Below are 14739 nucleotides of genomic sequence, written 5' to 3'. Positions count from 1 at the left end.
AACCTTCCACCGTTCGCAAATGCAGCGAACAGGGGAAGGAGCCAATTCCCTCTCCTGCGACGCCGCCGATGCGGCGGGGCTTCGGGCCCCGCCGCGCTTATCGGTCAGCGGCCCGAAGCCGCTGACCAACGCGTCGCGGGGGAGGGTTAGGGAGGGGGCAAATCCGACTTCGGATAAGCCCTGCACCACAAGCCGGATCACTTGACGATGCAGTTCCATAGGCACTACGCAGACTCCCCTTCTCGCAGGACAAACAGCCCAAACGTCACGTTCCACACCAGCCCGATCAGCAGCACCACGATCGCGAGCGGCGGCAGCAGGAAGCCGAGCACGTTGAGCGCGCCGAACAGGAACGTGAAGTGCGCCAGCCGCAGCGGCAGGCCGCCGCGCTTGATCGCCGCGCTGGCCGTCAGCAGCAGCCAGACGCCGTTGGCCAGCAGTGCGAACAGGCCGATGTAGGTCACCTGCGCGCTGAGCTCCTCGTAGGCGCTGACCACCGCGTCAGCCGCGCCGGCGCGGCCCGCCTGCGCGATCGCGAAGACGCCGACCAGCCCGGCCAGCGACAGCAGGGCCGTTCCGGCGAACCCGGCCAGCATCGCCCAGCGCACATTCGGCGCGGTTCGCGCCGTCATCCGCTCGCGGATGGCGAGCACAATCACCAGCCCGCACGCCGCCGACAGCAGCTTCAGGACTTCCAGCGCGATCAGCGGCGCCGGGTTCAATTTGACGAGCGCGGCAGTCGCGGCGATCGAGTCGCGCGGCGCGTATGACAGCGCCGGGCCAAGCACCGCGAAGACGATGACCAGATTGGCGACCGCGATCAGCGCGTTAAGCAGCGACGCGATGCCACCGGGCTTCTGCATGGGCGGCTCCCATAATGGCGAAATGATGTCCCGAAGATTATACCGCAGACCGCATCGATCAGTAGCCAGTCGTATGAGCGAGAATACAGTGAGCAGGCAACGGTGCCAGCAAGCGCGGGTATACCGCAAAAGTGTCGGAACAAAGCTGGCGGGACCTACGCCGACGTCATTCCGGCTCGTTTTTGGCCGGAATCCACTTGTAAGGGCGATGCGCGGTCAGAGTGGATGCCGGCTTACTACATGCCGGCATGACGAACTTGTGAGTCCTCACAGTTTGGTGGTATACCCAGCAAGCGCACGCAGCTTGACAGACCAAATGGTAGTTCACTATCATTCCAGCAGTCGGCCACATTGGAATTGGCACACAAACATGGATTCCTTTTCACTTGTCGTCCTCATCATCCTGGGGCTTATTGCAGCCGCAATTTTTGGCTACATGTCCAGGACACAGGTCAGCATCGGTCGTTCCATTAAACAATATACGAGCGAACTGACCCTCGCTCGGGATGCGCATGATCGCCGCAAAGAAACCGAATTGCTCAACCTCCTCGGCTATGCACACCTTGCGCGGGGTGATACCCAGCAGGCAGCAAACCATGCTGTCATGGCGCTTGCATGCGCGCGTGAGACGGGAGACTACACTGGAGAGGCCAGTGCGTTGAATTGCCTGGGGAGCGCGCACTCGGTGCTCGGGGAGTTCGATCTTGCAAGCGATAACCACACGCTTGCACTCAACATCGCACGCGAGCACAGCGATCAAAGCGGAGAAACGGACGCACACCAGGGTCTCGGCAACCTCTGCATGTGGCAAGGCAACGGCACACAGGCTATTGAGCATTACGAGCAGGCGCTCAAGATTGCGCGGGACACGGGCAATCGTAGAGATGAAGGAAAGGCCCTGCACAGCCTGGGAGCAGCCCGCCTGGCACTTGGCGATGTCAAGCAGGCGATAGACTGCTACGAGCAGGCCCATGCCATATATGGAGAGACGGGCGATCGCGTCAACATGTGCCGGGTCCTGGTGGAACTCGGACGCGCCTACCTCGACGATGGGGACACCCAGAGAGCCATCGATTTCTTCGAACAGGCGCGGGTTGATGCGCGCATCCTGGGCGACCGGCGCTCCGAAGGCATGAGCATGGAGAGCATTGGATCGGCCTATCAATCGACGGGCAATTCGAGCCAGGCCGTCGAATACTACGAACAAGCGCTCGTCATCCATCGCGAGATCGGCTTCCAGCGCGGTGAAGGGAGCACATTGTACAAACTCGCTCTTGCGCTTGATCAATCAAACGAGCGGAACCTTGCCATTGATACCATGCGCACATCGCTCCGCATTGAAGCCGAGCCGCCGTGGCGCGATTCGGCACGCGCCGCCCTGCAAGAATGGGGCGCCGATCCATAGGTACGTGCAAGCTGTGTCAGCAAACAGATAACCCGCCGCGACTGGATCAGTCGCGGCGGGTTATCTGTTGCGCTCTGGCGGTACGGCCCATGCCGCCTGCCGGTCAATACTTTAGCACAACGAGTTTCGTCTCCTCGTCATCCGACGAGTGGGTGATCTTCAGCGTCTCATGCTCCTCTACGGTCTTCAGCCCCATCTCCTTCAGGAACTTGTCCAGCCCATCCAGCTTGCCCTCGAACGCCTTCGTCTTGTAGTGCATCGGGATCACGACGCGCGGCTCCAACTGGCTGACGACTTCAGCCGCCTGCGATGCGCTGAGCGCACTCTGGCCGCCCACCGGCACGAACAGCACATCCAGATCCGCCAGCGCCTCGGCCTGCGAATCGTTCGGCGTATGCCCCAGGTCGCCCAGGTGGCAGATGCGCAGGTCCTCGAACTCGATCAGGTAGATCGTGTTCTTGCCGCGCTCGGCGCCCTTCTTGTTGTCGTGAAACGAGCCGATGCCGGTCACAAAGATGTTGTTGATCTCATACTCGCCCGGGCCGTGCACGACCTTCGGATCGCCCGCCACACGCGACCACGCATTGTGATTATCATGCGCGTGGCTGACCGTTACCAGATCGGCGCGCGGACGCGACCACTCGTAGCCACAATCCTTACCAAACGGATCCGTAATAACCGTGCCCTCTTTGCCGCGCAGGCGGAAGCACGAATGCCCATACCACGTAATTTCCATTCACCCTCCAGCGTCGTTATACTGATTTGCGATGAGCATGTCCTAATCCACTGTCATTCATGTCCTGCGCAGCGGGGCTTACGCCCCGCTCCGCGCCGCAAGCGCGGGCGCAGGATGAAGCGCGGAGGCCAGACCGATGGCGTGCAACACGTTTCGCGCGCGAAGAATCTGGACTGGCGCATTTCAGATGTTTCGCGCGCGTAACGAGCCACAGGACATAAGCCCTGCCTTCGCGCTCAACATGACAAACTAGGATACCGATAGATCGAAACAGTATTACGATGTCAGTTCTGCTTGAATTCGATCTTCCACCACTGCGTGCACGCGTCGCCCGCCTTGTTGCACGCGTCGTTGAGCGGCGTGATGTTCACCGTGACCGACGGCGACACGACCATATAGTCACTTCCCACCTTGATGCGTGCAAATACCGCATATGTGCCCGGCGTCAGTCCATCGGCGTTGCTAACTTCGAAATTGCGATCCGTGCTGCCAGTTTTGAAGTTTGGTGTAGTTGTGGCCTCAAGACCACTGCCGGACGGCGCAATAACTTCAATCTTTACGTCGCCGACCAGGTTACCATTACGATCGCGCACCGTGCCGAACACGCCCATGCTGCCCTGGTTGAAGTACGACGTCGGCGACGACACACTGAACTGGTACGACGGCGTGTTGGTCGCCGTCGGCGGCGGCACCGGCGTGCTGGTCGGCGGGCGCGGCGTGTTGGTCGGCCGCGGGCGCGCCGTGTTCGTCGGCGGCGGCGGCGTGCGCGTCGGCGTCGCCGGCACCGGCGTGTTCGACGCCGTCGCGGTGGCCGTCGGCGTGCTCGTCGAGGTAGCCGTCGGGCGCGGCGGCGCGGTCGGCGTCGCCGTGTCGGTGGGCGTCGGCGTCCACGTGGCGGCGAAACCTGCGCCGCGGCGGGTGGCCGTCGGCGCCGCCAGTGCGTTTGAACCGCCCGGCTGGAACGGGTTCAGCACCAGGATACCGCCGAAACACAGGCAGACGAACAGCGTTAGCACGATGACGGCAATCGTGGCGATGCGCCACGTGCGTTCCGAACGGGCGGCGGACTCGCCCCCTTCGACGACGACTTCGGGCTCGGCGACATCACGGTTCGTCTGCATGGCTCGCTCCTTGCCGCGTTAAGGATACGCTTTGTCCGGTGTGTTGGTCGGCGCCGGGCGCGGCGTGTTCGTCGGCGGCGCCGGCACGGGTGTATTCGTCGGCGGCGCCGGCGGCGCCGTGTTGGTCGGCGGCACGGGCGCAGGCGTACTGGCGGCGCGCGTGTTCTGCGGGGCGGGCGTGCTGCCTGCCGCCGGCGTGCGCGCCGGGGTCGTCGCCGTCTGCTGAGTTTGCGGTGTCGCGCCCGCCTGCGTAGGCGGCGCGGTCGCGGCCGGGCGGCGCGTTGGCGTACCGCGTCCCGGTGTGCGTTTCGGCACGGGCGTCGCGCCGGTCTGTCCGTACCAGCCGTCGTCGTCCACCAGATGATAGAAACGTTTGCCCGTCCCGCCGTCGACCTTCACGCGCAGGCTCGCCTGCGGCTGGCTGGCGATCAACTGGTCGGTCGAGTCGTTCAACGACCCGACCAGGGCGCCCTCGTCAAAGTCCGGGTACAGACCCAAACGCCCGGCCAGCACCAGCCGGCGCAGCAGTTCATTCGTCGCCAGTTCCACATCCTGCCCCTTCGGCAGGCCGGCCGCCTGTTCGTTGCGCAGCAGATTCAGCGTCTCGCTGGCGCGGGCCAGGTCATCGCGGACAACTTGTTCATCGATCTCCCACTCGCCCACCAGGCTGATCCCAAGCGCCTTGCGCGCCACACGGTACTTGATCGTCAGCCAGTTCACCTGCGCCTGGGCCAGCGCGATCTTCTGCGCCAGCGACGTCTGCGTCGAGGGCGCGGCGAACACGCGCTTGTACTGCTCATCCTCGTCGAACAACGCATCGCCGAGCGCCGTACCAAGTTCGTCCGGCACTGTCTGGCTCTTGCCCAGCAGCGCGGCCACCTGCTTGGCCGCCTCGATACGCTTCGTCTCGGCGGCGGTCAGCGCTGCATCCTTTTTAATTGCGTCGACGGCCGGCAGCAGGTCGGGCAAATCGGCGCCGGCCGGCGAATTGGCGTCGCTCTGATCCACGAAGCTTGACCGGTCGTCATTCAGCGTCTGCACCCGCGTGCGGTCGTCGCCCTTCTGCGCGGCGAGCAGCAGGCGGCTCAGTAGCGTGAAGCGGCTGGCGTCTTTCAGGAACGGGCTGCGCAGCGCGATGTCGCGCCCGCTGTCGAGCGCCAGCCGCGCCAAATTGCGGTCGTTCAGGCGGTAGAATGCCGCGGCCGTCTGGGCCAGCGCGTCGGCGCGCTCAAAGTCGGACAGCGCCGGGCTGAGCGCGGCGACATCCATCACTGCCTGGTACGTCACCCGCGCGCGGTCGGTCTTGGCCAGCGCCGTATAGCGCTCGCCCACCAGTTGCAGTTGAGCCAGCCGCTGGCGGTCCGTCAGGTTCGGCGAGTAGATGGCGGCCGTGTACGCCGAGTCGATCTCGCCGCGCGCCACCATCTGGCCGATCGTCGCCACATCGTTGGCGCCCGCCAGCATCGCCGCACTCAAGATCGGGTCAACCTTGAGCTTGTCCACCTGCGCGGGGTCCTGCCAGGCGGGATAGGTTACCACCTCCGGAATGTCCCGGCGGGTCAGCATAACGGCCCCGGCGACGAGCGCGAGCACAAACACGCCCGTGCACACGACGACCAGGCCGACCAAAGCCAATAGCCAACTGCGCGAACTCATGCACGTCCTTTCATCGTTCCGGCTTCCGCATGCCCGCATGGGCGCAAAACGAATAACGGGGCGCGCCGATCCGGCCCCGTTCCTTTGTTATTATACGGGGGAACGATGAAAGGCGCAATCTGTTTTGCCAGCAATTCTCAATTTGGCTTTGGCCGGGTACGTTCCAATGCCGCTTGCGATGTGCTGGCTCTCAGGCGCTTGTCACGCAAGCTGGCCCGCCGAAAAAGTGGCGCTGCCCTCCCCCCGACCCCCTCCCAGCTTCGTTGGGAGGGGGCGAGGTTCTTAAGGGAGGTGCGCGGCGGCTGCGCCGCCGCGCGCCTCCCCGTTAGCTTTTCCCCTGCTCCCCCGCGCGCGCGGGGGAGCAGGGGCAGGGGCTGAGGGGGCATATTGGCAGCCGACTTCAAAATGAGAATTGCTGGCGCGGAATCGGCGGCGCCTGCGCGCGTGTCAGGCGTGCGGCAGTACCCGGTGCGCGATCTCCGCCAGCGCATCCATCGCCTGGTTGATGTCGGTTTCATTCGTGTAACCCATGTGACCGACACGGATGACCTGTCCGCGCATATCGCCGAGACCGCCGCCAAAGACGACGTCCATTTCCTCGCGCGCCATGCGGCGCAGTTCGTCGGCGTCCACGCCGGCCGGCATGCGCAGCGCGGTGACCGTGGGCGACGCCACGCGCTCGCTCGCCAGCAGTGCGAAGCCGATTTCGCGCGCGCGCCGGCGCGTCAGCGCCATCAGGCGGCGATGACGCGCATAGATGGCCGGCATCCCTTCATTCTCCATCAGCGTCAGCGCCGCATCGAGCGCGAAGAAGATCGGCAGCGTCGGCGTGGACGGCGTAAAGCCGCCGCTGTCCATGTTCTCCTTGTGCATCCGCCAGTCAAAGTAGTAGCGCGGCGTCTTCGCGGCGGCGTTGGCGCGCCAGGCCCGCTCACCGACGGCGATGACGGCGACGCCCGGCGGCGCCATCAGCGCTTTCTGCGAGCCGGTGATCAGCACATCGACGCCCCAGGCGTCCATGTCGATCTCGACGCCGCCCATCCCGCTGACGCTGTCGGCCATGAACACCGCCTCGGAGTGCTGGCGCACCGCTGCCGCGATCTCGCGCAGCGGGTGCAGCACGCCGGTCGACGTTTCGTTGTGCGTCAGCACCACGGCGCGGCAGTCGGGCATCGCCTGCAACTCGGCGGCAACGCGCGCGGGATCGACCCCTTCGCCGTTGGCATAGCGCACCGTCTTCACATCGGCGCCGAACGCGCGCGCCATCGTCGCGAACTTGTCGCCGAACGTGCCGGCCGCGAGCGCCAGCACCTTGTCGCCCGGCGACAGCGTGTTGACCAGCGCGGATTCGATCCCGCCGGTGCCCGAACTGGTGATCAGGAACAGGTCGCCCTTCGTACCGATCATCTGCCTGAGTCCGGCGACGATGCGCAGCGTCATGGCGGCAAACTCCGCGCCGCGGTGGTCGACCATCGGGCGCTGCATGGCGGCGAAAACTTCGGGCGGCAGCGGCGTCGGGCCGGGAATACGCAGGTTCATACGTTGGCTCTCCTTCCAAGAGACGGCGCGGCCACGGCCGCGCGGATGGGTATCCAGCACGCAATTACAAGGAGATCATATAACAAGTCGGGCGAATTCTCAAGCACAGGTTGTCGCTTCCCGCTCTCCTTGGCTTCTCCAGAGTCCCGTGCCTATGTGCCCCCTTCCGCACCCTATGCCGCACGCGGTGCGTGCAGGCGGGGCGTACTCCCCGCGGCATAGGGCATACCATCCCCCGTTCGCACACGACGCGAACAGGGGATGGGGCCAATCCCCTCTCCTGCGGCGCCGTTATAGCGTCGCGGGAGAGAGTTAGGGAGAGGGCAACATCGGCTTTGAAAAGGCCGTCGCAGCAGCCAATCTCGCTTGACCCGCCCCGCGCGCCCCGCTATAATTCGCGGCATCCCATCCCACGCAAGGACGGCCCCCGATGCAGACGCGTATGGCCACGCCGGACGATAGCGCCGCGATCGCGCTGATCTACAACCAGGGCATCGAAGACCGAGTCGCAACCTTCGAGACGCGCCCGCGCACCGCCGACGACATCCGCGGCTGGTTCGACGGTAAGCACCCGATTGTCGTGGCAGTCGACGGCGATCAGGTGCTGGCGTTTGCGTCGACCTCCACCTACCGCCCGCGCGACTGCTACGCCGGCATCGCGGAGTTCTCGGTCTACACAGCACGCGAGGCGCGCGGTCGGGGCGCCGGGCGCGCCGCCATGGTGACGCTGATCGAAGCCGCCGGGCGCGCCGGATTCTGGAAACTCGTCTCGCGCGCGTTCGTGGAGAACACCGCCAGCCGTGCGCTCCTGCGCGCGGTCGGATTTCGCGAGGTCGGCGTTTACGAAAAGCACGGCAAGCTCGACGGCCTCTGGCGTGACGTGGTCATCATCGAGCGCCTGATCCCGGCCAACCTTGACTGAGTCAGTCTCCAGTTCCATGACGCACCGTCCGCCACACGCCGTGCCCGAGCCCGCCAACCTGCGCCCCCCATCCGACCTGCACGCCGAACTGGAGGCACTGCGTGAGATCGGCCGCGCCATGAGCGCCGCGCACGACGTGCAGGCGACGCTGCAGGCGATCAGCCGCACGACCGCCGCCGTGATGCGCATGGACTCCTGCTCGATCTACCTGCTGGAGCGCGCGCAAAACCGACTGATCCTGAAGGCGAGCACCGGCCTGGCGCCGACGGCGGTCGATCACGCCAGTCTGGAAGTGGGCGAAGGCATCACCGGCTACGCGGCACAGCACGGCGAGCCGGTCGCCGTACGCGACGCGGCGCGCGACCCGCGTTTCAAGTATGTGCGCGGCACGCGCGAGCGGCGCTTCAAGTCGCTGCTGGCCGTGCCGCTGATCAGCCAGGGCAACACCATCGGCGCGATGAACGTGCAGACGATGGCGTACCACGACTACGGACAGCCCGAAATCGAGCTGATGTCGCTGATCGGCGAGCTCGCCGCGGGCGCGCTGGAGCGCGCCGACCTGCACGACCGCATGCAGCGGCAGATCCAGGAGCTGGCGACGCTGGCGCAGGTCAGCCGCGCCGTCACCGCGCCGCTCTACTTCGACGAGATGCTGTCGGTCGTCGTCGAGATGGCCGCCGCGATCATGCAGGCGCGCGCCAGCGCGCTGATGCTGTACGACAAGGACCGCGACGAGCTGGTCATGCGCGCCACGCACGGGCTGACGCGCGCGCACATTACGCAGGCGCCGCTGGCCGTGCACAACAGCCTGACCGGCCGCGTCGTCATGAGCGGCCACCCGGTCGCCGTGCGCGACCTGCGCGCCGACCCGCTCTACCGCAACCGCGAGCTGGCCGAGCAGGAGGGCCTGCTCTCCTTCCTCGCCGTGCCGTTGACCGTGCGCGACAAGATCATCGGCGTCTTCAACTGCTACATGGGCAGCGTGCACGACTTCAGCCAGCGCGAGATCGAGCTGTTCACCACGCTCGCCAACCAGACCGCGCTGGCGATCGAGAACGCCAACCTGGCGATGAACGCGATGCTGGTGCGCGAAATGCACCATCGCATCAAGAACAACTTGCAGACGGTCGCCATGCTGCTGCGCCTGCAACTGCAGGGCGGCGGCGAGATCTCCGCGCGCGACGCGCTCCAGCAGACGGTCAGCCGCATCATGAGCATCGCCGCCGTGCATGACGCGCTCTCGCAGGAAGGCTTCCGACTGATCGACGTGACGACGCTGATCCGGCAGACGGCGCAGATCGCTACGCAGACCATGTTGAAGCCGGGCCAGACCGTGCGCGTGCAGGTCGCGGGCGGCGAGGTGCGCATGCCATCCCAGCCGGCCACGACCATCGCCATTGTGACCAACGAGTTGATCCAGAACGCGCTGGAGCACGGCTTCGAGGGCCGCAGCGAGGGCGCGGTGCTGGTCGAGTTGCGCGAGGAGGCAGAGCGCATCAGCCTGAGCGTGCGCGACGACGGCACCGGCCTGCCGCCCGGCTTCGACCGCACGCGCAGCCTCGGCCTGCAAATCGTCGAGGCGCTGGTGATCGAAGACCTGCGCGGCGAGTTCAGCCTGGTGAACAATGACGATGGCCGGGGCGCCACCGCCCAGGTGCGGATGCCGAAGCAGATGCTGCTCGCATCCGGGCACAACGTATAAGGCTGACCGCAAAGCACACACCAACTTATCCGCGAATGATGCGAATTTACGCCAATAAATCCATGGCGACGCAACGCATGCAGAAGCACATAAATGGATAGTCTGAAGCAGATGTTTTCTCTGCGCTCTCTGCGTTCTCTGCGGTTCATCATCAAAGGGGTACGATAGATGCGTGTATTGATTGCAGACGACGAGGCGATCATTCGAATCGGACTGCGGACGATCCTGGCCGAAGCCGGCCACGAGGTCGTCGGCACGGCGACTAACGGCCGCGCCGCGCTGGCGCTGGTGCACGAGACGCACCCTGACGTGGTCATCCTCGATATCAAGATGCCGGAGATGGACGGCCTGACCGCCGCGCGGCAGATCATGGACCAGCAGCCGACGGCGATTGTCCTGCTGACGGCCTACAGCGACCGACAACTCATCGACCAGGCGCGCGGCGCGCCGGTCTTTGCCTACCTGGTCAAGCCAGTCAAGGAGGAGATGCTCGGCCCGACGCTCGAACTGGCCGTGGCGCGCTTCGCGGAGTGGAAGGAGTTGCGCGCCGAGGTGGCCGGCCTGCAGGAGAGCTTCGAGACGCGCGACCGGGTGGACGAGGCGAAGCGGCGGCTGATGGCGTCGGACGGACTAAACGAGCGGCAGGCATATCTGAGAATCCAGCAGATGGCCCGCACGCGGCGGGTCGGCATGCGCCAGGTGGCCGACGAGATCCTGTCGGCGCCGTAACGGGCTGCGCCGGAAAACACACAACGCGGCGAGTCGTGATGACTCGCCGCGTTGTGCTTTGCACTGATGAGCCCTGTGGGATTCGAACCCACGACACTCTGCTTAAAAGGCAGATGCTCTAACCAACTGAGCTAAGGGCTCATGCGACATTCATTATAGGCGACACCGCGGGATTGGTCAAAGGCAAGATTGAACCGCATCTAACCGCAGAGAGCGCAGAGAACATAGAGAAACCAATAAGCATGCGCTATTCCTCTGCGCGCTCTGCGTCCTGCGCGGTTGGGCAGGTTTGCTTTGCGATCTTTGCGACCTTCGGGGTAGGCTTGTTTTCTCTGCGTCCTCTGCGTGCTCTGCGGTTACAGCAGTTCTCATTTTGGAGTCGGCTGCCAATATGCCCCCTCATCCCCTCCCAACTTCGTTGGGAGGGGATGAGGGGGAGGGCAGCGCCATTTTTTCGGCGGGCCAGCTTGCGTGACAAGCGCCTGAGAGCCAGCGCATCGCAAGCGGCATTGGAAAGTACCCGTACAAAGCCAAATTGAGAATTGCTGCTGCGGTTAGGTTGGTTTGCTTTGCGCCCTTTGCGGTTAACGTGGTCTTCTCTGCGATCTCTGCGTGCTCTGCGGTTTGGCTATCCGGCCGCAGGCCGAGCAAGTCTTGAAAGTCGGCAACGAGTCGCCGACACGGGCAATCCCCACAAAGCCGCATTTCCCTCACCCTCTGTTACAATTTAGTGCAGGCGTTTGGCGATCGTTGACGTGGCTTGTTTGGAAAGGGGGAAGCGTATGAACAAACCGCGGATTGCCATTGTGCACTACAGCGCGCCGCCGGTGATCGGCGGCGTCGAGTCTACCATCGCTGCCCACGCGCGCTTGCTCGCCGATGCCGGTTATAGCGTGCAAGTCGTCGCGGGCGCTGGCGAGCCGTGCGACGCGCGCGTGCCGCTGGTGCGCATCGATTTGGCCGATTCGCGCCATCCGCGCGTGACGGCCATTAACCGCGCGCTCGCGGCCGGCACGGTCGGCGATGAGTTCCGCGCCGTGCGGAGCGCGTTGCGCCAGTCGCTGCGGGCGGCGCTGGCCGGCGTGGACATCTGCATCGCCCACAATATCGCCACGCTACACAAGAATCTTGCATTGACCGCCGCGCTGCACGAGTGCGCGCAGTCCTCCCATATGCAGTTGATCCAATGGGCGCATGATCTCGCGTGGTGCGATCCGACCTACGCGCCGGATCTGCACGACGGCCGGCCCTGGGACCTCCTGCGACAAGCCTGGCCCGGCGCACGCTATGTGACGGTCTCGACGTCCCGCCGTGCTGCACTGGCCGGCCTGCTCGGCCTGCCCGCCGACGCGATTGCGGTCGTCCCGCCGGGCATCGACGCCGCGGAGTTCCTGGAACTGGGCGACCCGGCGATCCGCTGGGCGCGGCAGTTCGACCTGCCCGCCGCCAACCCGCTGTTCTTGTTGCCCGCCCGCATCACGCGTCGCAAGAACATCGAACTGGCCATCGAGATTATCGCCGCGCTGCGCGACAGCGGGCTTGGCCCCAAACTCATCATCATGGGGCCGCTGGGGCCGCACAACCCGACCAATCGCGCATACCTCGATGCGCTGCAGGCGCAGTCCGTGCAGCAGAACGTCGCCGACCGGATCATCTTCCTGCAGCAGCACGGCGCGGTGGACAATCGAACGCGGCGCGACCTGTACGCGCTGGCCGACGCGCTGCTATTCCCCAGTCAGAGCGAAGGCTTCGGCTTGCCGATCCTGGAGGCGGGGCTGGCGCGCCTGCCGATCTTCTGCGCCGACATCGCGCCGTTTCGCGAGACGGCAGGCGCCTGGGCGCACTACTTTGCACTCGACGAGCCGCCGGCGACGATCGCCGCGCGCATCGGCGACGTGCTGGAACGAGACGCCCGTTATCGCTTGAAGCGCCAGATCGCGAACACTTTCACCTGGGACCAGATCTTCCGGCTTCACATCGAGCCGTTGCTGGCAGGAGGCGCTGATGCCTAAGCGTGTTGGCCCCGTCATCGTCATGAGCACGTCGCGCACGGAAGCGGCGAACCTACTGAGACTCGCGCGTCCGCTGGCGCGCGCACGCCGCTGCGAAGTACGGGTCGTCGGGATGGTGCGCGTCGATGCGGATGAGACGCTGAGCGCGGGCGCGCGGCCCGCCCAGCGGCTGCGCAAACAACTGGAGACGCTGGTCGCGCCGGACGAGCCGCCGCGCGTGCACGTCACCCACGATCCGTGGCGCGAGATCCGGCACATCGTGCGACGCGAGCGCGCCAGCCTGCTGCTGGCGAATTGGTCGTCCGCGATTCCGGCCTCGTTTCTTAACGAGACGCCGTGCGACTTGGGGTTTCTGCGCGGACGCCTGCCCGCGAAGGTGCGGCGCATCCTGCTGCCGGTGCGCGGCGGGCGCTACGCCGGTCTGGCGCTCGGCCTTGCGCTTGCGGTCGCGCAGGCTCACGCGGCCGGCATCACCCTGCTCCACGCCGAACGGGCGACACACTCCCCACGGCACCCGTACCAGCAATTCCTCGACCACTTGCATGGACTGGACGAAATCACGCGGCGCGTGCAGATGCGGGGCGACGCGGCGCGCGCGATCACCCGCGAAGCGCGCACGCTGCCCTACCAACTGCTGGTAATGGGCGCCGTCGCGCGCCCGCAGGCAGGCGAGCCGCCGGCCGGCCAGATGGTGACGCGCGTGCTGCAGCGCAGCGAGACGCCGACGCTGATCGTCAAGACGCACCGCGCTTTCACGCCCGCCGCGGATGCGACGGCCGAGCCGGTCGACTATACCATCTCCGTGCTCGTGGACAAGTGGTTCGCGGAGAACACGTTCGACGCGGCCGAGTTCGCGGACATCGCGCAACTGGTCGAATTGAAGGAACGGCAAGGTCTGACGATCAGCCTGGGCCTGCCCGCGCTCAACGAAGCCAAAACGGTCGGTCACGTGATTCAGACCGTACAGACGTTGATGCACCCGCACCGCCTGCTCGACGAGATCGTCCTGATCGACTCCAACTCTACCGACAAGACGGTCGAGATCGCGCAGCAACTCGGCGTGCCGGTCTATCGCCATCCGGAGATACTGCCGCGCCTGGGCGCGTATACCGGCAAGGGCGAGGCGCTCTGGAAGAGCCTGCACGTCCTCAAAGGCGACCTGATCGCGTGGATCGACACCGATATCGTCAACATCAACCCGCGCTTTGTGTACGGGATACTCGGCCCGCTGATCCGTCACCCGCACCTGATGTACATCAAGGGCTTCTACCATCGCCCGCTGCGCGTCGGCGGCCGGCTCGAAGCGCGCGGCGGCGGGCGCGTGACCGAACTGGTCGCGCGGCCGCTCCTCAACCTGTTCTACCCGGAGCTTTCGGGCATAGTGCAGCCGCTCGCGGGCGAATATGCCGGACGCCGCGCGGCGCTGGCCGGCGTCCCGTTCTTCACCGGCTACGGCGTCGAGACCGGACTGCTGATCGACATCCTGCAGCGCCACGGCCTGCACGCAATCGGCCAGGTCGATCTGGAGGAGCGGATCCATGGCAACCAGTCGCTGCGCGCGCTGAGCCAGATGGCGTTCGCCATCATTCAGGTTATCATGCAGCGCGTGAGCGACAGCCGGCAGATTGCGCTGCTGGACGCGATGAACACGAGCCTGAAGCTCATCCGCCACGAGCAGCAGCGCATGCGGCTGGAAATCCAGGAGATCCGTGATCACGAGCGCCCGCCGATCAGTTCGATCGAGGAGTATCGCAAGCAGCACGAGCGATAGTTCGGGGACTGCGCAGTTCCACTTTCACCGCTACGAACGCGAAGAACGCAAAGAAATCCATCAGTTTGCGGTTTTCCTCTGAGATCTTTGCGCCCTTTGCGGTTAGTTTTGTTTTCTCTGCGCCCTCCGTGTCCTCCGCGGTTGGGCAGGTTTGTTTAGCGCCCTTTGCGGCTAGTTTTGTTTTCTCTGCACACTCTGCGTGCTCTGCGGTTAGGTTGGTTTGCTTTGCGCTCTTTGCGCCCTTTGCGGTCAGTTCTATTTTCCCTGCGTGCTCTGCGGTTAG

The 14739-nt window shown here is 65.2% G+C and carries 11 protein-coding genes and 1 tRNA gene; 6 read left to right on the top strand and 6 right to left on the bottom strand.

Features of this window, described 5'->3' with window-relative positions:
* Positions 1–224: 224 nt before the first annotated feature.
* On the bottom strand, positions 225–863 hold the full coding sequence (locus HZB53_00655) for a hypothetical protein (protein ID MBI5876131.1): 639 nt from the start codon (positions 861–863) through the stop codon (positions 225–227).
* 370 nt (positions 864–1233) lie between these two features.
* Between HZB53_00655 and HZB53_00650 the strand changes: the two genes are divergently transcribed.
* Positions 1234–2268 carry a tetratricopeptide repeat protein gene (locus HZB53_00650; GenBank protein MBI5876130.1) on the top strand — a complete coding sequence of 345 codons (1035 nt, stop codon included), beginning with the start codon at positions 1234–1236 and terminating at the stop codon, positions 2266–2268.
* A 103-nt stretch (positions 2269–2371) separates the two neighbouring features.
* On the opposite strand, the gene HZB53_00645 is transcribed toward HZB53_00650, so the two are convergent.
* From HZB53_00645 to HZB53_00630, 4 genes are all read right to left on the bottom strand, one after another.
* Positions 2372–3004 carry an MBL fold metallo-hydrolase gene (locus HZB53_00645; protein ID MBI5876129.1) on the bottom strand — a complete coding sequence of 211 codons (633 nt, stop codon included), beginning with the start codon at positions 3002–3004 and terminating at the stop codon, positions 2372–2374.
* A 284-nt stretch (positions 3005–3288) separates the two neighbouring features.
* Positions 3289–4125, bottom strand: coding sequence for a hypothetical protein (locus HZB53_00640; GenBank protein ID MBI5876128.1), 837 nt, complete (start codon positions 4123–4125; stop codon positions 3289–3291).
* 18 nt (positions 4126–4143) lie between these two features.
* On the bottom strand, positions 4144–5781 hold the full coding sequence (locus tag HZB53_00635; protein ID MBI5876127.1) for a hypothetical protein: 1638 nt from the start codon (positions 5779–5781) through the stop codon (positions 4144–4146).
* A gap of 447 nt (positions 5782–6228) precedes the next feature.
* Positions 6229–7320, bottom strand: a complete 1092-nt coding sequence (locus HZB53_00630; GenBank protein ID MBI5876126.1) for an alanine--glyoxylate aminotransferase family protein — start codon at positions 7318–7320, stop codon at positions 6229–6231.
* Between the two features lie 430 nt (positions 7321–7750).
* On the opposite strand from HZB53_00630, the gene HZB53_00625 reads away from it, so the two are divergent.
* The 3 genes from HZB53_00625 (at position 7751) to HZB53_00615 (ending at position 10673) form a co-directional block, all read left to right on the top strand.
* Positions 7751–8242, top strand: a complete 492-nt coding sequence (locus HZB53_00625; protein ID MBI5876125.1) for an N-acetyltransferase family protein — start codon at positions 7751–7753, stop codon at positions 8240–8242.
* 16 nt (positions 8243–8258) lie between these two features.
* Entirely contained in the window at positions 8259–9944 is a 1686-nt protein-coding gene (locus HZB53_00620) for a GAF domain-containing protein (protein MBI5876124.1), read from the top strand.
* A gap of 168 nt (positions 9945–10112) precedes the next feature.
* A complete protein-coding gene (locus HZB53_00615) occupies positions 10113–10673 on the top strand; it encodes a response regulator (protein ID MBI5876123.1) in 561 nt (186 codons plus the stop codon).
* Positions 10674–10740: 67 nt separating this feature from the next.
* On the opposite strand, the gene HZB53_00610 is transcribed toward HZB53_00615, so the two are convergent.
* Positions 10741–10814: transfer RNA gene (locus HZB53_00610), tRNA-Lys, on the bottom strand.
* Between the two features lie 641 nt (positions 10815–11455).
* On the opposite strand from HZB53_00610, the gene HZB53_00605 reads away from it, so the two are divergent.
* Together HZB53_00605 and HZB53_00600 are read left to right on the top strand one after the other, a co-directional pair.
* Positions 11456–12685, top strand: a complete 1230-nt coding sequence (locus HZB53_00605) for a glycosyltransferase family 4 protein (GenBank protein MBI5876122.1) — start codon at positions 11456–11458, stop codon at positions 12683–12685.
* Positions 12678–14456: a glucosyl-3-phosphoglycerate synthase gene (locus tag HZB53_00600; GenBank protein MBI5876121.1), complete on the top strand. Its 1779-nt coding sequence runs from the start codon at positions 12678–12680 to the stop codon at positions 14454–14456. Before HZB53_00605 ends, HZB53_00600 begins: the two co-directional genes overlap by 8 nt.
* Positions 14457–14739: the final 283 nt, after the last annotated feature.

It is taken from the genome of Chloroflexota bacterium (assembly GCA_016235055.1).
In the GTDB taxonomy this organism is placed as follows: Bacteria; Chloroflexota; Anaerolineae; order JACRMK01; family JACRMK01; genus JACRMK01.
The sequence above is the reverse complement of the archived record's forward strand: the minus strand, read 5'-3'. Positions and strand labels throughout refer to the sequence as shown.

Bases quoted from the DNA above. Each gene is read 5' to 3' on its own strand.
- HZB53_00655 (MBI5876131.1), bottom strand. From the start codon at position 863: ATGCAGAAGCCCGGTGGCATCGCGTCGCTGCTTAACGCGCTGATCGCG.
- HZB53_00650 (MBI5876130.1), top strand. From the start codon at position 1,234: ATGGATTCCTTTTCACTTGTCGTCCTCATCATCCTGGGGCTTATTGCA.
- HZB53_00645 (MBI5876129.1), bottom strand. From the start codon at position 3,004: ATGGAAATTACGTGGTATGGGCATTCGTGCTTCCGCCTGCGCGGCAAA.
- HZB53_00640 (MBI5876128.1), bottom strand. From the start codon at position 4,125: ATGCAGACGAACCGTGATGTCGCCGAGCCCGAAGTCGTCGTCGAAGGG.
- HZB53_00635 (MBI5876127.1), bottom strand. From the start codon at position 5,781: ATGAGTTCGCGCAGTTGGCTATTGGCTTTGGTCGGCCTGGTCGTCGTG.
- HZB53_00630 (MBI5876126.1), bottom strand. From the start codon at position 7,320: ATGAACCTGCGTATTCCCGGCCCGACGCCGCTGCCGCCCGAAGTTTTC.
- HZB53_00625 (MBI5876125.1), top strand. From the start codon at position 7,751: ATGCAGACGCGTATGGCCACGCCGGACGATAGCGCCGCGATCGCGCTG.
- HZB53_00620 (MBI5876124.1), top strand. From the start codon at position 8,259: ATGACGCACCGTCCGCCACACGCCGTGCCCGAGCCCGCCAACCTGCGC.
- HZB53_00615 (MBI5876123.1), top strand. From the start codon at position 10,113: ATGCGTGTATTGATTGCAGACGACGAGGCGATCATTCGAATCGGACTG.
- HZB53_00605 (MBI5876122.1), top strand. From the start codon at position 11,456: ATGAACAAACCGCGGATTGCCATTGTGCACTACAGCGCGCCGCCGGTG.
- HZB53_00600 (MBI5876121.1), top strand. From the start codon at position 12,678: ATGCCTAAGCGTGTTGGCCCCGTCATCGTCATGAGCACGTCGCGCACG.